Origin of the sequence: Vogesella oryzae (assembly GCF_902829295.1) — a bacterium.
Lineage (GTDB): Bacteria > Pseudomonadota > Gammaproteobacteria > Burkholderiales > Chromobacteriaceae > Vogesella > Vogesella oryzae.
Window position 1 is genome coordinate 1 of sequence record NZ_CADEPL010000035.1, and the last position, 18,835, is coordinate 18,835.

Consider the following 18,835-nt stretch of genomic DNA (forward strand, 5'->3'; position numbering starts at 1 on the left):
GTCCAATCTGCTGCAGAATGCCCGCCGTTACGGTGCGGCGCCGTTCGCGGTGGCGCTGGAAGTGGCGGGGCCGCAGGGGACGCCGCGGGGGCCTGACCGCGGCAGCGGCACTTCGCCGGCGCCGCAGCCGGCGGCGCCGGCGGCCGGCATTGTGTCCACCAGCGGCGATGACAGCGGCGAACTGCCGACGACGCTGGAGGCCGCGCTGGCCGGCATGCGCGCCGGCCAAGCCTGTAGCCGCTTGTTCGGTGCCGAATTCGCCGCCGCCTATGCCGCGGTAAAAGAGGTGGAACTGGCCAGCTTCCAGAGCGAAATCACCGGCTGGGAGCGCCGTTTCCTCGCTACCCTGGCATAAGCTTGCCGCGGTTCTGCGCCACCGCCTGCCCGCTACGTAGCGGGCAGGCGGTGCTGTTTTGTGGTCGTGGCCGCTGCGCTGTTATCCGTGCTGGTCGCAGTAGCAGTTTGCTATAGCAAATCGGTATATCTACTAGTTAGCTATCCATATTTTGCAAGATCGTCGCGCGGTCGATACTGTGACCATGCAGACACCTATTCCTACCCTGTTCATGCGCGGCGGCACGTCGCGCGGGCCGTTCTTCAAGGCAGCCGACCTGCCCGCCGACGAGGCACTGCGCAACCGCGTGCTGCTGGCGGTGATGGGTTCGCCCGACCGTCGCCAGATCGACGGCATGGGCGGCGCCAATCCGCTGACCAGCAAGGTCGGTATCGTTGACCTCGGCAGCACGCCGGGCATCGATCTGACCTTCCTGTTCGCGCAGATCACGCCGGACAAGGACACCGTCGATACCACCCCCAACTGCGGCAACATGCTGGCCGCGGTGGTGCCGTTCGCGCTGGAAACCGGCATGCTGCAGCCGCAGGGCGACACCAGTACCTTCCGCGTGCTGACGCTGAATACCGGCATGGCCTGCGACGTGACGGTGGCAACCCCGAACGGCCAGGTGCGCTACGACGGCGACGCCCGCATCGACGGCGTGCCCGGCACCGCCGCCCCGATCACCATCAACTTCCTCGATACCGCCGGCTCGGTGTGTTCCGGCCTGCTACCGACCGGCAAGGTGCGCGATACCGTCAACGTGGATGGCATCGGCGACATCGAAGTCACCTGCATCGACAACGGCATGCCGCTGGTGATGCTGCGCGCCAGCGACGTTGGCCGCACCGGCTACGAGACCGTGGCCGAGATGAATGCCGACACCGAGCTCAAGAGCAAGCTGGAAGCGCTGCGCCTGCAGTGCGGCCAACTGATGGGGCTGGGCGACGTCAGCAAGAAAACCTATCCCAAGATGACGCTGATCGCGCCGCCGCGCGATGCTGGGGGCAGCATCACCACCCGCAGCTTTATCCCGCATGTCTGCCACGACGCCATCGGCGTGCTGGCCGCCGTCACCGTCGGTACCGCCTGCGTGCTGGAAGGCGCCATTACCGATGGCATCGCCCGCATCGGCGCTGGCCAGCGCAAGGTGGTGTCGGTGGAGCACCCCACCGGCGAATTCTCGGTGGAGCTGGAAACCAATGCGGCCAACCCGCAGAACGTCACCCGCGCCGCGCTGCTGCGCACCGCGCGGCTGATCATGCGTGGGGAAGTGATGGTGCCGGCCGCCGTCTGGGACGGCCAGCGCTAACCCCCGGACACACACCGCCCGCACGGCGTCGCTGCGAAAACAGAGAGCGACAGCGACCCGCGCCGCCCGCCAGGGCCGGGCAAACCGTTTCAGCCAGGCGCCACAGAGCGCCATCAATAAAACACAACACAACGTTGGAGAGGTTCATGTCGCAGCAATCCGTAGACGTGCAGTCGTTTATCGACCGGCACCCGTTTTCCCCGTTCCAGTGGTGCATTTTCGCGCTGTGCTTCTGCATTGTGCTGCTGGATGGTTTCGATACCGCCGCCATCGGCTATGTGGCGCCGTCGCTGCTGAAAGAGTGGGGCATCGCCAAGCCGGCGCTGGGCCCGGTGCTCAGCGCGGCGCTGTTCGGCCTCGCCGCCGGTGCCTTGTCCGCCGGCCCGCTGGCCGACCGTTTCGGCCGCAAGGCGGTACTGGTCAGCTCGGTCCTGGTGCTGGGCCTGTTCACCCTGCTGTCGGCGCATGCCGACACCCTGCAGCATCTCACCATCCTGCGCTTCATCACCGGCATGGGCCTTGGCGCCGCCATGCCCAATGCGGTGACGCTGATGAGCGAGTTCTGTCCGACCTCCCGCCGCGCGCTGCTGACCAACGCCATGTTCTGCGGCTTCCCGCTGGGCGCGTCGCTGGGCGGCTTTCTGGCCGCGTGGATGATTCCGCAGTGGGGCTGGCGCAGCGTGTTTACCGTCGGTGGCGTGGCACCGCTGCTGCTGGTACTGCTGCTGTTGCTGGTGCTGCCGGAATCGGTGCGCTACCTGGTGGCCAAGCGCCGTCCGGTGCCGCGCATCGCTGCCGTGCTCGGCCGCATCTCGGCATCGGCCCGTGACATCACCGCCTTCCACCAGAGCGAAACCCGTCAGGAAGTGGCCGGCAAGAGCGGCCTGGGCGTGGTGCTGTCGCCGGCCTACCGCACCGGTTCGCTGATGCTGTGGCTGGCCTACTTCATGGGCCTGGTGATCTTCTACGCCGTCATCAACTGGATGCCGGTGCTGTTCAAGGAAAGCGGTATCGACCCGAAAGTGGCGATGCAGATTTCCGCGCTGTTCCCGCTGGGCGGCATCGGCGCCGTGTTCTGCGGCTGGCTGATGGACCGCTTCAATGCCGACCGCATCGTCGCCATCGGCTTCGTGCTCACCGCGCTGTCGATCTACGCCATCGGTCAGGTCGCCGGCAATGTCGGCACGCTGATGCTGGTGGTGTTCATCGCCGGCACCATCATGAATACCGCGCAATCGTCGCTGCCGGCGCTGGCCGCCGGTTTCTACCCGACCCAGGGCCGCGCCACCGGCGTGTCGTGGATGCTGGGTATCGGCCGCTTTGGCGGCATCGCCGGCTCTTTCCTGGTGGCCGAACTGACCCGCCGCCAGCTGGGCTTCGACCAGGTATTCCTGGTGCTGGCCATCCCGGCGCTGATCGCCGCCGCCGCGCTGTTCTTCAAGCAGCGCGCCCGCAGCGAGGGCGATGGCGGCAAGCCGGTGCTGTCTGCCGGCGTCCACAGCCACTAGATAACTAAATCGTCACGCGGGGCCGGCCGTCGGCCGCCCGCTTAACCGACCGCACCGGTCCCGCCTGTAGCAGGAGTAACACATGATCATCGACATCCACGGCCACTACACCACCGCGCCCAAGGCGCTGGAAGACTGGCGCAAGCGCCAGGTCGACAACCTGGCCACCCCGGAACTGGGCCCGAAAGTGTCCGAGCTGAAGATCAGCGACGACGAGCTGCGCGACACCATCGAGAGCAACCAGCTGCGGCTGATGAAAGAGCGCGGCGCCGACCTGACCATCTTCAGCCCGCGTGCCAGCTTCATGGCGCACCACATCGGCGACTTCAATACCTCGTCGACCTGGGCGGCGATCTGCAACGAGCTGTGCTACCGCGTCAGCCAGCTGTTCCCGGACAATTTCATCGGCGCCGCCATGCTGCCGCAAAGCCCGGGCGTCGATCCGGCCAGCTGCATCCCGGAGCTGGAAAAATGCGTCAACGATTACGGCTTTGTCGGCATCAACCTCAACCCGGACCCGTCCGGCGGCCACTGGACCAGTCCGCCGCTGTCCGACAAGCAGTGGTACCCGATCTACGAAAAGATGGTGGAGTACGACATCCCGGCGATGATCCACGTCTCCACCAGCTGCAACTGCGCGTTCCACACCACCGGCGCACACTACCTGAATGCCGATACCACCGCCTTCATGCAGTGCCTGACCTCGGACCTGTTCAAGGACTTCCCGACCCTGAAGTTCGTGATCCCGCACGGCGGCGGCGCGGTGCCGTATCACTGGGGCCGCTTCCGTGGCCTGGCGCAGGAGCTGAAAAAGCCGCTGCTGAAAGACCACCTGCTGAACAACATCTTCTTTGACACCTGCGTCTACCACCAGCCGGGCATCGACCTGCTGACGCGCGTGATCCCGGTCGACAACGTGCTGTTCGCCTCCGAAATGATCGGCGCCGTGCGCGGCATCGATCCGGAGACCGGCCACTACTACGACGACACCAAGCGCTACATCGAAGCGGCCAACCTCACCGCCGCAGAGCGTCACCAGATCTACGAAGGCAACGCCCGCCGCGTGTACTCGCGTCTGGACGCGGCACTCAAGGCCAAGGGCAAGTAAGGACACCGACATGACACAAGCCATGAACCAACTGGGCATCGTCAAACGCCACATCGAGCGCGCCGATCCGGCCGCCGTCGCCAAGCTGGCGCAATTCGGCGTCGCCACCATTCACGAAGCCATGGGCCGTGTCGGCCTGATGCAGCCGTACATGCGCCCGGTCTATCGTGGCGCCAAAATCTGCGGCACCGCCGTCACCGTGCTGCTGCAGCCGGGTGACAACTGGATGATGCACGTCGCCGCCGAGCAGCTGCAGCCGGGCGATGTCGCCGTGGCCGCCTGCACCGCCGACAACAGCGATGGCTTCTTTGGCGATCTGCTGGCCACCAGCTTCCAGGCACGCGGTGCCCGCGGCCTGATCATCGACGGCGGCGTGCGTGACGTGGAAGAGCTGGAAAAAATGGGCTTCCCGGTGTTCTCCAAGGCGATCAGCGCCAAGGGCACCATCAAGGCGACGCTGGGTTCGGTCAACATCCCGGTGATCTGCGCCGGTGCGCTGGTGAACCCGGGCGACGTGGTGATTGCCGACGTCGACGGCGTGGTGGTAGTGCCGGCTGCCATTGCCCAGCAGGTGGCCGACGCCGCCGAGAAGCGCGAGAGCTTCGAGGGCGAGAAACGCGCCAAGCTGGCCGCCGGCGTGCTGGGCCTCGACATGTACAACATGCGCGAGCCGCTGGAAAAAGCCGGCCTGCGGTATATCGACTGACACGGCACCTCGCCGCCAGGTTGGCCGCATGCGGCCAACCTTGAGCAAAGGATGTAGACATGCAATTCCAGAAAACTCCGGGCTGGCTGGACTGGTACCAGGGCCCGAGCAAACCCAAGTTCCAGCTGCCGGCCGGCGCGGTGGACGCCCATTGCCATGTGTTCGGCCCGGGCGAAGAGTTCCCGTACGCGCCGGAACGCAAGTACACCCCGTGCGATGCCAGCAAGCAGCAGCTGTTTGCCTTGCGCGACCAGCTAGGCTTTGCCCGCAACGTGATCGTGCAGGCTACCTGCCACGGCGCCGACAACCGCGCGCTGCTGGATGCGCTGCTGCATTCCGACGGCAAGGCCCGCGGTGTCGCCACCGTGCGCCGCAGCGTGACCGACGAGGAACTGCAGGCGATGCACGACGCCGGTGTGCGCGGCGTGCGCTTCAACTTCGTCAAGCGGCTGGTGGACTTCACCCCCAAGGACGAGCTGATGGAGATCGCCGGGCGTATCGCCAAGTTCGGTTGGCACGTGGTGATCTATTTTGAAGCGGTGGACCTGCCGGAATTGTGGGACTTCTTTACCGGCCTGCCGACCACCGTGGTGGTGGACCACATGGGCCGCCCGGACGTGAGCAAGCCGCTGGACGGGCCGGAGTTCGAGCTGTTCCTGAAGTTCATGCGCGACAACCCCAATGTGTGGAGCAAGGTCAGCTGCCCGGAGCGGCTGTCGCTCACCGGCCCCAAGGCGCTGCACGGCGAGCAGGCGGCCTACCGCGACGTGGTGCCGTTCGCCCGGCGGGTAGTCGAAGAATTCCCGGATCGCGTGCTGTGGGGCACCGACTGGCCGCACCCGAACCTGAAAGACCACATGCCGGACGACGGCCTGCTGGTGGATTTCATCCCGCACATCGCGCCGACGGCCGAGCTGCAGCACAAGCTGCTGGTGGATAATCCGATGCGGCTGTACTGGCCGGAACAAGTGAAAGGCTGAGTGATGTCGCTGCATAAACCGTACAAGGACATTCCGGGTACCGTGATTTTCGACGCCGAGCAATCGCGGCTGGGCTACTGGCTGAACCAGTTCTGCATGTCGCTGATGAAGGCCGACAACCGCGCCCGCTTCAAGGCCGACGAACGCGCCTACCTCGACGAATGGGCGATGACGGAAGAACAGAAGCAGGCGGTGCTGGATCGCGACCTGAACCGCTGCATCGCGCTGGGCGGCAATATTTATTTCCTGGCCAAGATCGGCGCCACCGACGGCAAGAGCTTCCAGCAGATGGCCGGCAGCATGACCGGCATGAGCGAGGAAGAGTACCGCGACATGATGCTGGCCGGCGGCCGCTCGGCCGAAGGCAACCGCAAGCTGGGTGAAGACGGCGACGCGCAAGCGCACCGCCAGCCGCAAGGCAAGGCCGGGCAGGCCAAGACTGGAGACAAGCACTGATGGCACGCATTACCGCATCCGTATACACCTCGCACGTGCCGGCCATCGGCGCCGCGCTGGACCTGGGCAAGGCGCAGGAGCCGTACTGGCAGCCGGTGTTTGCCGGCTACGACTACGGCAAACAGTGGATCAAGCAACAGAAGCCGGACGTGATCTTCCTGGTCTACAACGACCACGCCACCGCCTTCAGCCTGGATTTCATCCCCACCTTCGCCATCGGCACCGCTGCCGAATTCCAGCCGGCCGATGAAGGCTGGGGCCCGCGCCCGGTACCGGTGGTGAAAGGCCATCCGGAGTTGGCCGCGCACATCGCGCAAAGCGTGATCCAGGACGACTTCGACCTCACCATCGTCAACAAGATGGATGTCGACCACGGCCTGACCGTGCCGCTGTCGCTGATGTTCGGCGAGCAGGACCCGCAGCAGGGCGCCTGGCCGTGCGCGGTGATTCCGTTCGCCGTCAACGTGGTGCAGTACCCGGTGCCGTCCGGCCGCCGCTGCTTCCAGCTGGGGCAGGCGATCCGCCGCGCGGTGGAGTCGTTCGGTGGCGACCTCAACGTGCAGATCTGGGGCACCGGCGGCATGAGCCACCAGCTGCAGGGCCCGCGCGCCGGCCTGATCAACCGCGAGTGGGACAACGCCTTCCTCGACCGTCTGATCGCCGATCCGGCCGAGCTGGCGCAAATGCCGCACATCGACTACGTGCGTGAAGCCGGCTCCGAAGGCATCGAGCTGGTGATGTGGCTGATCGCGCGCGGCGCCATGGCCGATGTCGCCGGCGGCCCGGCGCCGGAGGTGAAACAACGCTTCTACCACGTACCGGCATCCAATACCGCCGTGGGCCATCTGATTCTGGAGAACAAGCAATGAGCAAGACCATCAAGGTAGCGCTGGCTGGCGCCGGCGCCTTCGGCATCAAGCATCTGGATGCCATCAACAACATCGACGGCGTGGAGGTGGTATCGCTGGTTGGCCGCCGTTTCGACGCCACCAAGGAAGTGGCCGACAAGTACGGTATCTCCCACGTGGCCACCGATCTGGCCGAATCGCTGGCGCTGCCGGAAGTGGACGCGGTGATCCTGTGTACCCCGACCCAGGTACACGCCGCGCAGGCGATGCAGTGCCTGCAGGCCGGCAAGCATGTGCAGGTGGAAATCCCGCTGGCTGACAGCCTGGCTGACGCCGAGGCGGTGGTGGCACTGCAGCAGCAGACCGGCCTGGTGGCGATGGTGGGCCATACCCGTCGCTTCAACCCCAGTCACCAGTACGTGCATAACAAGATCAAGGCCGGCGAATTCAACATCCAGCAGATGGATGTGCAGACCTACTTCTTCCGCCGCACCAATATGAACGCGCTGGGTCAGGCGCGCAGCTGGACCGACCACCTGCTGTGGCACCACGCCGCCCACACCGTGGACCTGTTCGCCTACCAGGCCGGCAGCCCCATCGTGCAGGCCAACGCCATCCAGGGCCCGATCCATCCGGAACTGGGCATCGCCATGGACATGTCGATCCAGCTGAAGGCGGCCAACGGCGCCATCTGCACCCTGAGCCTGTCGTTCAACAACGATGGCCCGCTGGGCACCTTCTTCCGCTACATCGGCGATTCCGCCACCTACATCGCCCGCTACGACGATCTGGTGAACGGCAAGGAAGAGAAGATCGACGTGTCGCAGGTGGATGTGTCGATGAACGGCATCGAGCTGCAGGACCGCGAGTTCTTCGCCGCCATCCGTGAAGGCCGCCAGCCGAACGCCTCGGTCGCCTCGGTGCTGCCGTGCTACCAGGTACTGGCCAAGCTGGAACAGCAACTCAACGCCCATCTGTAAAACCTGGAGCACCGCATGCAACAGCGACAACTCGGCCCGTTCTCGGTCTCGGCCATTGGCCTCGGCTGCATGAACCTCAGTCACGCCTACGGGGTGCCACCGGCACCGGCACAGGCCGAGGCGCTGTTGCTGGCGGCGCTGGATGCCGGCATCACCCTGTTCGATACCGCCGCGCTGTACGGCTTCGGCGCCAACGAGGAGCTGCTTGGCCGCGTGCTGGCGCCGCAGCGCAGCCGCTTCACGCTGGCCAGCAAGTGCGGCATGACCGGCGTAGACGGTAAACGGGTGATCGACGGCCGGCCGGAAACGCTGAAGCGCACCTGCGAGGAGTCGCTGCGCCGGCTGCGTACCGAGGTTATCGATGTGTATTACCTGCACCGCTGGGACAAGCAGGTACCGATCGAGGACAGCGTCGGCGCCTTGGCCGAGCTGGTGCGCGAGGGCAAGATCCGCAGCATCGGCCTGAGCGAAGTATCCGCCGCCACTCTGCGCCGTGCGCACGCGGTGCATCCGATCGCCGCGCTGCAGACCGAGTACTCGCTGTGGACCCGCAACGCGGAAATCGCGGTGCTGGATGCCTGCAAGCAACTGGGGGTGGCGTTTGTCGCCTTCAGCCCGGTTGGCCGCGGTTTTCTGGCCGATGGCCTGCCGGACATGGAGAGTCTGGCGGCGCTGGATGGCAAGGACATCCGCCGCGCCATGCCGCGCTTCTACCCGGACAACTATGCGGCCAACCTTGGCTTCCTCGCCGCCTACCGGCAGATCGCCGCCGCTGCCGGCTGCACCCCGGCGCAGCTGGCACTGGCGTGGCTGTTCACCCGTGGCGAGCATGTGATTCCGATTCCCGGTACCACCAGCATCGCCCACTTGCAGCAAGACGTGGCAGCTAGCCGCGTACAGCTGGCAGTGGAGACGCTGCAGCAGCTGGACGCCTTGCTGGCACGGCAGCCGATTGCCGGCCCGCGTTACAACGCGCCGACCCAGACCGAGATCGATACCGAAGAATTCGCGCTGTAAGCGCCCGACTGGCAGTTCCCCATGCTCGCAATCCTGGCGGTGATCGCCCCCATTTTCCTGCTCATCGGGCTGGGTTATCTGGCTGTACGCAGCGGTGCCTACCCGGCGGACAAGCTGCCGGCGCTGGGCCTGCTGGTGGTGCGCTTCGCGCTGCCGGCGCTGATCCTGCATTCGCTGTCCACCCGCTCGCCGACCGAGATGCTCAACGGCCACTATCTGGCCGCCTATGCCGCCGGCTCGCTGACCATGCTGCTGCTGGGCACCGGCTGGGCGATGCTTGCACGGCAGCAGCCGCTGCCGCGTGCCGCGCTGTACGGGCTGGGCATGTCCTGCTCCAACAGCGCCTTTGTCGGCTACCCCATCGTGCACCAGCTGCTGGGACCGGTGGCTACGCTGGCGCTGGCCTTGTCGATGGTGGTGGAAAACCTGCTGATGCTGCCGCTGGGCATTGCCTTGTCCGAGGCCGACGGCACGCGGCAGGAACGTTTCCTGCGCGCCTTCGGCCGCTCGCTGCTGGGGCTGCGCCGCAATCCGCTGATCCTGGCCATCGTCGCCGGCGGCGTGCTGGCATTGCTGGGGTTGCAGTTACCGCCGCTGCTGGCCAAGCCGGTGGCGATGCTGGGCGCCGCCTCGGCGCCGGTGGCGCTGTTCCTGATCGGCGGCTCGCTGGTGGGGCTGCCGCTGCGCAGCATGCTGCGCGACGTCAGCATCCTCGCCAGCGGCAAGCTGCTGCTGCACCCCTTGCTGGTGGCGGGGGCGCTGCTGCTGTTCGGCCCGCTCGATCCGCAGCTGGCAATGGCCGGGGTGCTGACTGCGGCGATGCCGATGCTGAGCATCTTTCCCATCCTCGGCCAGCGTCACGACATGCAGGGTTTCTGCTCCGCCACCCTGCTGCTGGCGACCACCAGCTCCTTCGTCACCATCAGTCTGGCGATCTGGCTGTTGCAGCGTTATCCGCTGATGTAGCAGCGAGTCTGTTGCTGATCGATTTATGACGCTGTCCGCTACGCGGACGTTGATTGTGCCGCCGGTTCCGCCCGGCGGACGGGTCCATTTCTTTTGCGGCGCCAAAAGAAATGGACGAAAGAAAAGGCGCCCCGGTGGTCCGCGAAACCCCGCCAAAGCAGCCGTGGGCAAGGCGTCGGCGATTCGCCGTTTGCTAACGTCAAACGGCTCAGGCGCCGCCTTAAAACCTTGCCCCCCGCCGCTTTGCCGGCGCGGCCCAACGGGATCTGGGCGCAGCACAAGCAGGTTGCCAGTTGCAGTAGTCATGCAACAAAGTTTTGATCCTGGTACCGGGCACAGATCCGGACCGCAGGCCGCATAAACGGCCGGCGGCAGCGACCCCACGCGGGCGCTGCGGCCAACATAAAGTAACGACGAGAAGTGGCCCGCAGAGAGGGCAGGAGACGGTGTTTGCCCGGGGCAATGCCGCCGCCTGTCATGCCTGCCGGGCACCACCACAACCTCGCAGGAGACAATTCAAGATGCACACCCCGCAATACGACACCCCTGTCAGCAGCAGTGCCGGCGCGCCCCCCGGCTGGCGCCAGCGCTGGCACGGCGCCATGGCCGTTGGCCGCACGCGCTGGTGGATGCTGGCGCTGGTGTTCTTTGCCACCACCATCAACTACATCGACCGCGCCGCGCTGGGCGTGCTGCAGCCGATTCTGGCCAGGGAGATGAGCTGGACGGCGCAGGATTACGCCAATATCAATTTCTGGTTCCAGCTCGGCTACGCCATCGGTTTTGCCGCCCAGGGCCGCTTTATCGACCGTGTCGGGGTGAAGCATGCCTTCGCGCTGGCGGTACTGCTGTGGAGCGTGGCCGCCGCCGCGCACGGACTGGTGGCGTCGGCGGCCGGCTTCATGATCTGCCGCTTCTTCCTCGGCCTGTCGGAGGCGGCCAACTACCCGGCCTGTATCAAGACCACGCGGTTGTGGTTTCCGGCCGGCGAGCGAGCGATGGCTACCGGGCTGTTCAATGCCGGCACCAATGTCGGCGCGCTGGTGACGCCGGTATTGCTGCCGCTGATCATGCTGCTGTGGGGCTGGCAGGCGGTGTTTTTCGTCATCGGCAGCTTCGGGCTGGTGTGGCTGCTGTTCTGGCTGCGGCATTACCACAATCCGGCGCAGCATCCGCGGGTGAGCCGCGCCGAGCTGGACTACATCAACGCCGGGGCCGAGGCGCCGGCCAGCAAGCTGCCGTACTCGCGCATCCTGCGCCTGCGTGGCACCTGGGCCTATGCGCTGGCGTTCACCATGACCGCGCCGGTGTTCTGGTTCTACCTGTACTGGCTGCCGCCGTTCCTCAACCAGCAGTACCAGCTGGGCATCAGCGTGACGCAGATGGGTATTCCGCTGATCGTGATCTACCTTACCGCCGATATCGGCAGCGTCGGCGGCGGTGCGCTGTCGTCGTGGCTGATCGCCCGCGGCATGGCGCCGATTCCGGCGCGGCTGGCGGCGATGCTGCTGTGCGCGCTGTGCATCCTGTCCATCATCGCCGCCGCCGGTGCCAGCAGCCTGTGGCTGGCAGTGGCCGCCATCTCGCTGGCCATCGGCGCGCACCAGGCGTGGACCGCCAACATCTGGAGCCTGGTGATGGACTTCACGCCGAAAGAGGTGGTCAGCAGCGTGTTCGGCTTTGGCAGCATGATCGGCGCCATCGGCGGCATGTTCATGACCCAGATCGTCGGCTACGTGCTGACGACGACGCATAACAACTATGCGCTGCTGTTCACGCTGATTCCGTGCTGCTACTTCCTGGCGCTGACCTGGCTGTACTTCATGGCGCCGCGGCAGGTGGAAGCACTGCCAGCCTGATAGCTAGCTGTGACGATGACCCGCGGCAGCCAGCCTATGCGCCGGCTGCCGCGGGTTTTTTCATGTGCGCGCCGCCCGCTGCTGCAGTGCGACCACCGGCTAGGCCAGCACGGCGCATTTGTCATGATGGTGATAGCTGATGCCAAGATATGCTTTTTTGGCATAGCAGGTAGACTGCCGCGTGGCTGTGCTGCCTCGGAGTGGCATTGCAGACTGCTGCGGCAAGACACAACAACGCCATCCCGACAGGTCCGCCGTCAGAGTGGGCAAGGGAACGGATATCCCACACGGAGAGAGAAGCCATGAAAAAATCGTTGCTGGCCGCTGCCATGCTGTTGCCTGCTTTTGCCCACGCCGAACCGGTGGTGCTGAAAGTTTCCCATTTCCTGCCCGCGGTATCGTGGGTACACAAGCAGATGATCGTGCCGTGGTGCGACAAGGTCGCCGCCGAGTCCAAGGGCGAGATCAAGTGCCAGCTGTATCCGGCGATGCAGATGGGCGGCACGCCGCCACAACTGCTGTCGCAGGTGAAAGACGGCGTTGCCGACATCATCTGGACCTTGCCCGGCTATACCCCGGGCCGTTTCCCGGTGACCGAAGTATTCGAACTGCCGTTCTTCACCACCAATCCGGAAGCTTCCTCCCGCGCGATGTGGGACTTTGCCATGGGCGATGCCGCCAAGGGCAAGCCGGCGTTTGCCAGCAAGGAGTTTGCCGGCATGAAGCCGATCGCGATGTGGGTGAACGGCCCCAATGTGCTGCACTTCCGCGACAAGCAGGTGAAAACCCTGGCCGACCTCAAGGGGCTGAAGGTGCGCGCGCCGTCGCGACTGGGTAACAAGACCCTGGCCGCGCTGGGGGCGGTGCCGGTGGGCATGCCGGTGACGCAGATGGCGGACAGCATCTCCAAGGGCGTGATCGACGGCGCGCTGGTGCCGTGGGAAGTGGTACCGGCCACCAAGCTGCACGAGCTGGTGAAATTCCATGCCGAGTATCCGGCCAACAACACCCTGACCACCGCCACCATGATCTTTGCCATGAACAAGGCCAAGTACGACAGCCTGACGCCGGCGCAGAAGAAAGTGATCGACGACAACAGCGGCCGCGAAACCTCGGCCTGGTTCGCCAGGGTGATGAGCGAGGGCGACGCCGGTGGTCGCAAGGCCGCGGTAGCGCGTGGCAACACCGTGTACCAGATCGCGCCGGCCGAAGTGGCGCAGTGGCGCAAGGCTACCCAGCCGGTGACCCAGGAGTGGATCAAGGAAGTGTCGGCCACTGGCCTGAACGGCAAGCAGCTGTATGACCAGGCTGCCGCGCTGGTCAAACAGTACAGCAAGTAAACCTTGTGCTGCCCCGCCTGCCGCCTAACTCGGTAGCCGGGGCGTTTTGTTAGCCAACAAGAGAGGTTTTCATGGCTGAGTCCTTGTCTCATGACGCGGTGCCGGTAACCGGCCCGCTGTCGGCCGCCATCAGCCGCATCTGTGCGGTGCTGGCGTTGCTGGGCGGTCTGCTGTTTGTGTTGCAGGCGGTAATGTCGGTGGTCAGCGTCGTTGGCCGCGCCCTGTTTTCCATGCCGGTGCCCGGCGACTTCGAGCTGGTTCAGATGACCTCGGCGATGGGCATCGCCATGTGTCTGCCGTATTGCCAGCTGCAAAAAGGGCATGTGTTTGTCGATTTCTTCACGCTGTGGGCGCCGGACGGGCTGAAGCGCTGGCTGGATGCGCTGGCCTGCCTGTTGCTGGCGGCAGTGTCGTTCCTGCTGGCCTGGCGTACCACTGCCGGCATGCTGGAAATGCGTGAATACGGTGAAAGTTCGATGGTGCTGGGCTTGCCGATCTGGTGGGGTTACTTCCCGCTGGTGCCGTCGTTTGTGCTGCTGGGGGTGGCGGCCTTGCTGACCCTGGTGCAGGAAGCCCGCGGTGGTGCCGTGGCGCATTTGAGCGGTGAGGAGCAGGCATGAGCAGCGCAATGATCGGTTTGATTATCGGTATCTTCATGATGGGCTTGCTGGCGTTGCGGGTGCAGATCGGCATCGCCATGTTCGTCAGTGGCGCGCTGGGCTATGTGTGGGTGGCCGGCATGGACCCGCTGTTCGGTCTGCTGAAAACCGCGGCCTATAGCCGCTTCTCGGTGTACGACCTGTCGGTGGTACCGCTGTTTCTGCTGATGGGGCAGTTTGCCACCCACGGCGGGCTGTCGCGGGCGCTGTTCCGCGCCGGCAATGCCTTCATCGGCCACTGGAAGGGCGGCATGGCGATGGCCGGGGTGGCTTCCTGCGCCGGCTTTGGCGCCATCTGCGGCTCGTCGCTGGCGACGGCGGCCACCATGTCGCATGTGGTGCTGCCGGAGCTGAAGCGTCACCAGTACAAACCGTCGCTGGCGGCCGGCTCGCTGGCGGCTGGCGGCACGCTGGGCATCCTGATTCCGCCATCGGTGCCGCTGGTGATCTACGCCATTCTGGCCGAACAGAACATCGCCAAGCTGTTCGTGGCGGCATTCGTGCCGGGCATTCTGGCGGCGCTGGGCTATATGCTGGTGATCGCCATCGTTACCCGGCTGGACCCGGAAGCCGGTGGCCCGGGTAGCCCCAAGCACAGCTGGGGCGAACGCCTGCGCACGGTGATCGACACCTGGCCGGTACTGCTGATTTTCGCGGTGGTGATCGGCGGCATCTATGGCGGCCTGTTCACGCCGACCGAAGCGGCGTCGGTGGGGGTGCTGGCCACCGGCATTACCGCCTGGCGCTCCGGCGGCCTGCGCGGCAAGGGCTTGCTGGAATGTCTGTACGGCACCGCGCGCGGTACCGGCATGATGTTCCTGATCCTGATCGGCGCCGACATGCTCAACTCCTTCATGGCCATCAGCCAGCTGCCGACTGCGGCAGCGGAGTGGGTGCAGCATCTGCAGGTGGGGCCGTTTACCGTGCTGGCGGCCATCATCGTGCTGTATCTGCTGCTGGGCTGCGTGATGGACAGCCTGTCGATGATCCTGCTGACCATGCCGATTTTCCTGCCCATCATCGGCGGGCTGGATTTCTGGGGCATGGGCATGGAAGACAAGTCCATCTGGTTCGGCATGGTGGCGCTGGTGGTGATGGAGATCGGCCTGATCACGCCGCCGGTGGGGGTGAACGTCTACATCATCAACAGCATGGCGCGCGACATCCCGATGGCCACCATCTTCCGCGGCGTGACGCCGTTCCTGGTGTCCGATGTGCTGCGCATCGGCTTGCTGGTGTTGTTCCCGGGGATCACCCTGACGCTGCTGCACTTGCTGGCCTGATTATCCGCCCTGGCCGAAACCCCCGTACCGCTGTTGCGGACGGGGGTTTTTCTATGGCTGCCCCGTGGCCTGCGGCCAACCTTGCTCGCCGCACACCGGCTTCCCCGTTGCTTCTGCCATGTCGTTGGCCGCGGTCTCCGGGCCGGCGGCTGTGCCGTTGCTCGCCCTTGATGCGTGCAGCCGGCAATTCCCCACCGGGATGGTGGTCACCACCGGTCGGTAAACGCCCGCCGTAGATTGATCGATATTGAAAACCATGCGGCGTAGCAGCAATAAATGCTGCCGGATTATGGTAGCTGTCGATATTTCATCGCCTTATGGTTGTCTCGCCACTGTTAGCCTGCGGTCTTTATTTGCGGTGGCGGTAATTGACGCGCCGGCGTTGCTGAATATGTTGTATTTGCAGCGAATAGCAGTGTTGCAAACCGCTACTAAATAAGGTTGGCCGCGGGTTCGCTATTGTTTTTTCTGTGTAGTCAGGTAGTATCATCAATGTATCAGGCTGCCTGATATAACGTAATCGGCCACTTCCCAGCGCGGGCAGCGGCAACGGCCGTGCCGTTACGTCAGCAGGTTGGCAACGCTGCGGCAACTGCAAGCGTGAGAACTTGTTTCAAGTTTAAGTAATTGAATTTGTTTGTTTTTTTAGATTGTTGGCTACCGCGGCGATCCGTCTTGCTCTGACTGCGGTTGCTTCCGACGCTTACCCGTTGGCACTCTATACGGTGCGGCGATCGGCGCGGCTAGCCACTTGGCCGCATGGCAGTCAGGCCAGTGTGCAAGCGGAGTCATTACTCCAGCACTAAATCACTACATCGCGAAAGACGGTATTGGCAGGTGATGCGGATTAAGGGTGTAGCAGTATAAAAATTAAAACTACCGGCATGGTGGGCGGGGAGATGTTTTTATGGCAAACAGAAAAGTCACTGTCGATATTCAGAAATATCGCGGCGTGAAAAATTCCGTGATTTTTAAATGGCTGCGCTCGGCTGTCAGCATATTGCGTATTTTGCCTGCCGGTGTTTATTTGGCCGCCGCGGCTTTTAAAACGGCCATGCCATTTAATCATTGCCGGCCACCGCAGCCAAAGCCGGCTTCGCCCGCAGTTACCCCCTCCGCCATGCAACAGGGCGCGGCCCGGCTACTGGCAGTGCTCAACGCCGTCGCCCTGATAACTCGCCAGCTACGGCCAATCAAGCGCTTGCCGCCTGCAGCGGCAGCCGCCGGCGCGCTGTGGCGCACCTGCGCCGCCCGCTATCCAGCCGCAGTACCGGGTCCACTCCGGCCGGTTCCGCGCTGACCCCACGGCCCGCTTCGCGGCCAACCCTGATCAAGTTTCCCGCCGCCTGAGTGCCGGCGGGAACGACACCGGATTCTCTCCGATACCGTCGGCGGGAAGGGCTTCGGCTTGCCTGCCGAAGCGATAACAACAGAGGAGACACAATGAACAATCAGAACAGTAAGCCGTTGCCAAACGCGCGGAAGCCGCTGGCCGGCGCCATTATTGCCGCTCTGGCGCTGAGCGCGATGCCGGCTCAGGCGGAAACCGAGATCGAGGCGCTCAAGCGCCAGCTGGCCGAACAGGGGCAATTGATCCAGACCCTGCTCAAGCAACAGGAAAGCCAGCAGCAGGCCGTTTCCAAGATCGAGCAGAAAGTCGCCACCGCGCCAGCGGCGGCGCCCGGCTTCAGCCTGCCGCAGGGGGTGACGTTCTACGGCGTGCTCGATGGCGGTATCGAGAGCATCAGCAATGTCAAAAACGGCAGTGATAAGGGCACGGTTACCCGCATGCCGGGCATCACCGGTACGCTGCCGTCACGCCTGGGCGTGCGGTTGAGCAAGGAGCTGACGCCGGGGCTGCGTGGTATCGCCACGCTGGAAACCGGTTTCAACCTCGACAACGGCACCCTCGGCCAGAGCGGCCGCATCTTTGGCCGCCAGCTGTTTGCCGGCGTCGACAGCAAGTACGGTTCGCTCACCATCGGCCGCCAGTATTCGATGCTGATCCCGGCGATGGATTCCGATCTGCTCGGCCCCAATATCTACGCACTGGGCTCGCTGGATGCCTACCTGCCCAATGCCCGTTACGACAATTCGCTGGCCTGGCGCGGCAAGTTTGGCGATGTGTCGCTGGGCGCCATCTACAGCCTGGCGCGTGACACGACCGGCGGGGCGCCGGGCTCCGGTACCTGCGCCGGCGAACAGCCTGGCGCCGGCAGCAATGCCTGCCGTGGCTGGTCGGCGATGGCCAAGTACGACAACGGCCGCTTTGGTGTCGCCGCCGCCTACGACCAGCAGCGCGGCGGTACTGGCGCCACGGTCAATTTCTTCAACGGCGCCGCGCCGGTGGCCTTTACCCGGCCGGAGGATAGTGACACCCGCACCCACCTCGGCGGCTTCGTCAAGTTCGGTAGCGGCGGCAAGCTGGGGCTTGGCTGGCTGGGACGCAAGGCCGATGTCGCCTCCGGCACCATCAAGTCCGACACCTACTACCTGGAAGGTGCCTGGCAGTATGGCGAGCACTTCACCTTTGATGGCGGCTACCACTGGATCCGCAACAAGGATCAGGACCGCAACGCCGAGCTGCTGGTGCTGCGTGCGTTCTACAACGTGACGCCGGAATTCTCGCCGTACCTGCAGTTTGCCCATATCAGCAACAGCGCCAAGGCGCAGTACGCGGTGTCGCCGGGGGCCGGTGTCTCGCCGGAGGCCGGCAGCTCCCAGACCGCGACGATGGTCGGCATGCGCTACCGCTTCTGAGCATGACTTAGCCGTCAGCCGGCGCGCCGCGCCGGTGTACCCGGCATGCCCCGGTGTTGTCCACATGGCGCAAGGCCGGGGCGCCGGGACCTCCATCCGCACATCAAAGAGAGAGATGCTATGAAAAAGACGCTGTTGGCCGCCGCCATGCTGTTGCCGGCCCTGGCCCAGGCCGAACCGGTGGTACTCAAGGTTGCCCATTTCCTGCCGGCGGTATCGTGGGCGCACAAGCAGATGATCGTGCCGTGGTGCGACAAGATCGCCGCCGAATCCAAGGGCGACATCAAGTGCCAGCTGTATCCGTCCATGCAGCTGGGCGGCACCCCGCCGCAGCTGCTCAACCAGGTGCGCGACGGGGTCGCCGATATCGTGTGGACGCTGCCCGGCTACACCCCGGGGCGTTTCCCGGTGACCGAAGTGTTCGAGCTGCCGTTCTTCACCCGCAATCCGATGCAGTCATCGCGCGCGATGTGGGACTTCGCCATGGGCGATGCGGCCAAGGGCAAGCCGGCGTTCGCCGGCAAGGAGTTTGCCGGCCTGAAGCCGATCGCGATGTGGGTGAACGGCCCCAACGTGCTGCACTTCCGCGACAAGCAGGTGAAGACGCTGGCCGACCTCAAGGGGCTGAAGGTGCGCGCGCCGTCGCGGCTGGGTAACAAGACCCTGGCCGCGCTGGGCGCGGTGCCGGTGGGCATGCCGGTGACGCAGATGGCGGAAAG

The 18,835-nt window shown here is 64.8% G+C and carries 17 protein-coding genes and 1 pseudogene; all 18 read left to right on the forward strand.

Features of this window, described 5'->3' with window-relative positions; translation table 11 throughout:
• Positions 1 to 355: pseudogene (locus HU218_RS13055) on the forward strand (glutamine synthetase); the annotation flags it as partial.
• 184 nt (positions 356 to 539) lie between these two features.
• Positions 540 to 1,646, forward strand: coding sequence for a 4-oxalomesaconate tautomerase (locus HU218_RS13060; RefSeq protein ID WP_174875380.1), 1,107 nt, complete (start codon positions 540 to 542; stop codon positions 1,644 to 1,646).
• 146 nt (positions 1,647 to 1,792) lie between these two features.
• Positions 1,793 to 3,154: an MFS transporter gene (locus HU218_RS13065; RefSeq protein ID WP_174875381.1), complete on the forward strand. Its 1,362-nt coding sequence runs from the start codon at positions 1,793 to 1,795 to the stop codon at positions 3,152 to 3,154.
• 82 nt (positions 3,155 to 3,236) lie between these two features.
• Entirely contained in the window at positions 3,237 to 4,262 is a 1,026-nt protein-coding gene (locus tag HU218_RS13070; RefSeq protein WP_174875382.1) for an amidohydrolase family protein, read from the forward strand.
• Positions 4,263 to 4,272: 10 nt separating this feature from the next.
• Complete coding sequence (gene ligK / locus HU218_RS13075) at positions 4,273 to 4,968, forward strand: 4-carboxy-4-hydroxy-2-oxoadipate aldolase/oxaloacetate decarboxylase (RefSeq protein WP_174875383.1); 696 nt, start codon at positions 4,273 to 4,275, stop codon at positions 4,966 to 4,968.
• A gap of 59 nt (positions 4,969 to 5,027) precedes the next feature.
• Positions 5,028 to 5,948, forward strand: coding sequence for an amidohydrolase family protein (locus tag HU218_RS13080; protein ID WP_174875384.1), 921 nt, complete (start codon positions 5,028 to 5,030; stop codon positions 5,946 to 5,948).
• Positions 5,949 to 5,951: 3 nt separating this feature from the next.
• On the forward strand, positions 5,952 to 6,404 hold the full coding sequence (ligA, locus tag HU218_RS13085) for a protocatechuate 4,5-dioxygenase subunit alpha (RefSeq protein ID WP_174875385.1): 453 nt from the start codon (positions 5,952 to 5,954) through the stop codon (positions 6,402 to 6,404).
• Positions 6,404 to 7,273 (forward strand): class III extradiol dioxygenase subunit beta, encoded by an 870-nt coding sequence (locus HU218_RS13090; protein WP_174875386.1) that lies wholly within the window; start codon positions 6,404 to 6,406, stop codon positions 7,271 to 7,273. The genes ligA and HU218_RS13090 overlap by 1 nt, the downstream gene beginning before the upstream one ends.
• Positions 7,270 to 8,232 carry a Gfo/Idh/MocA family oxidoreductase gene (locus tag HU218_RS13095; protein ID WP_174875387.1) on the forward strand — a complete coding sequence of 321 codons (963 nt, stop codon included), beginning with the start codon at positions 7,270 to 7,272 and terminating at the stop codon, positions 8,230 to 8,232. Before HU218_RS13090 ends, HU218_RS13095 begins: the two co-directional genes overlap by 4 nt.
• Before the next feature lie 15 nt (positions 8,233 to 8,247).
• The gene (locus HU218_RS13100; protein ID WP_174875388.1) at positions 8,248 to 9,249 is read left to right on the forward strand and encodes an aldo/keto reductase; all 1,002 of its coding nucleotides are present in this window, start codon (positions 8,248 to 8,250) and stop codon (positions 9,247 to 9,249) included.
• A gap of 21 nt (positions 9,250 to 9,270) precedes the next feature.
• Positions 9,271 to 10,215, forward strand: a complete 945-nt coding sequence (locus HU218_RS13105; protein ID WP_174875389.1) for an AEC family transporter — start codon at positions 9,271 to 9,273, stop codon at positions 10,213 to 10,215.
• Positions 10,216 to 10,736: 521 nt separating this feature from the next.
• On the forward strand, positions 10,737 to 12,074 hold the full coding sequence (locus HU218_RS13110) for an MFS transporter (protein WP_174875390.1): 1,338 nt from the start codon (positions 10,737 to 10,739) through the stop codon (positions 12,072 to 12,074).
• A 302-nt stretch (positions 12,075 to 12,376) separates the two neighbouring features.
• The gene (locus tag HU218_RS13115) at positions 12,377 to 13,414 is read left to right on the forward strand and encodes a TRAP transporter substrate-binding protein (protein ID WP_174875391.1); all 1,038 of its coding nucleotides are present in this window, start codon (positions 12,377 to 12,379) and stop codon (positions 13,412 to 13,414) included.
• A 71-nt stretch (positions 13,415 to 13,485) separates the two neighbouring features.
• Positions 13,486 to 14,034 (forward strand): TRAP transporter small permease, encoded by a 549-nt coding sequence (locus HU218_RS13120; protein ID WP_174875392.1) that lies wholly within the window; start codon positions 13,486 to 13,488, stop codon positions 14,032 to 14,034.
• Positions 14,031 to 15,356 carry a TRAP transporter large permease gene (locus HU218_RS13125; RefSeq protein WP_174875393.1) on the forward strand — a complete coding sequence of 442 codons (1,326 nt, stop codon included), beginning with the start codon at positions 14,031 to 14,033 and terminating at the stop codon, positions 15,354 to 15,356. Before HU218_RS13120 ends, HU218_RS13125 begins: the two co-directional genes overlap by 4 nt.
• 907 nt (positions 15,357 to 16,263) lie before the next feature.
• Positions 16,264 to 16,656 (forward strand): hypothetical protein, encoded by a 393-nt coding sequence (locus HU218_RS13130; protein ID WP_174875394.1) that lies wholly within the window; start codon positions 16,264 to 16,266, stop codon positions 16,654 to 16,656.
• A 143-nt stretch (positions 16,657 to 16,799) separates the two neighbouring features.
• On the forward strand, positions 16,800 to 18,116 hold the full coding sequence (locus HU218_RS13135) for a porin (RefSeq protein ID WP_174875395.1): 1,317 nt from the start codon (positions 16,800 to 16,802) through the stop codon (positions 18,114 to 18,116).
• Between the two features lie 120 nt (positions 18,117 to 18,236).
• On the forward strand, positions 18,237 to 18,835 hold a 599-nt coding region (gene dctP, locus HU218_RS13140), incomplete at its 3' end, for a TRAP transporter substrate-binding protein DctP (RefSeq protein WP_174875396.1).

Bases quoted from the DNA above. Each gene is read 5' to 3' on its own strand.
- HU218_RS13060 (WP_174875380.1), top strand. From the start codon at position 540: ATGCAGACACCTATTCCTACCCTGTTCATGCGCGGCGGCACGTCGCGC.
- HU218_RS13065 (WP_174875381.1), top strand. From the start codon at position 1,793: ATGTCGCAGCAATCCGTAGACGTGCAGTCGTTTATCGACCGGCACCCG.
- HU218_RS13070 (WP_174875382.1), top strand. From the start codon at position 3,237: ATGATCATCGACATCCACGGCCACTACACCACCGCGCCCAAGGCGCTG.
- ligK (WP_174875383.1), top strand. From the start codon at position 4,273: ATGACACAAGCCATGAACCAACTGGGCATCGTCAAACGCCACATCGAG.
- HU218_RS13080 (WP_174875384.1), top strand. From the start codon at position 5,028: ATGCAATTCCAGAAAACTCCGGGCTGGCTGGACTGGTACCAGGGCCCG.
- ligA (WP_174875385.1), top strand. From the start codon at position 5,952: ATGTCGCTGCATAAACCGTACAAGGACATTCCGGGTACCGTGATTTTC.
- HU218_RS13090 (WP_174875386.1), top strand. From the start codon at position 6,404: ATGGCACGCATTACCGCATCCGTATACACCTCGCACGTGCCGGCCATC.
- HU218_RS13095 (WP_174875387.1), top strand. From the start codon at position 7,270: ATGAGCAAGACCATCAAGGTAGCGCTGGCTGGCGCCGGCGCCTTCGGC.
- HU218_RS13100 (WP_174875388.1), top strand. From the start codon at position 8,248: ATGCAACAGCGACAACTCGGCCCGTTCTCGGTCTCGGCCATTGGCCTC.
- HU218_RS13105 (WP_174875389.1), top strand. From the start codon at position 9,271: ATGCTCGCAATCCTGGCGGTGATCGCCCCCATTTTCCTGCTCATCGGG.
- HU218_RS13110 (WP_174875390.1), top strand. From the start codon at position 10,737: ATGCACACCCCGCAATACGACACCCCTGTCAGCAGCAGTGCCGGCGCG.
- HU218_RS13115 (WP_174875391.1), top strand. From the start codon at position 12,377: ATGAAAAAATCGTTGCTGGCCGCTGCCATGCTGTTGCCTGCTTTTGCC.
- HU218_RS13120 (WP_174875392.1), top strand. From the start codon at position 13,486: ATGGCTGAGTCCTTGTCTCATGACGCGGTGCCGGTAACCGGCCCGCTG.
- HU218_RS13125 (WP_174875393.1), top strand. From the start codon at position 14,031: ATGAGCAGCGCAATGATCGGTTTGATTATCGGTATCTTCATGATGGGC.
- HU218_RS13130 (WP_174875394.1), top strand. From the start codon at position 16,264: ATGGCAAACAGAAAAGTCACTGTCGATATTCAGAAATATCGCGGCGTG.
- HU218_RS13135 (WP_174875395.1), top strand. From the start codon at position 16,800: ATGAACAATCAGAACAGTAAGCCGTTGCCAAACGCGCGGAAGCCGCTG.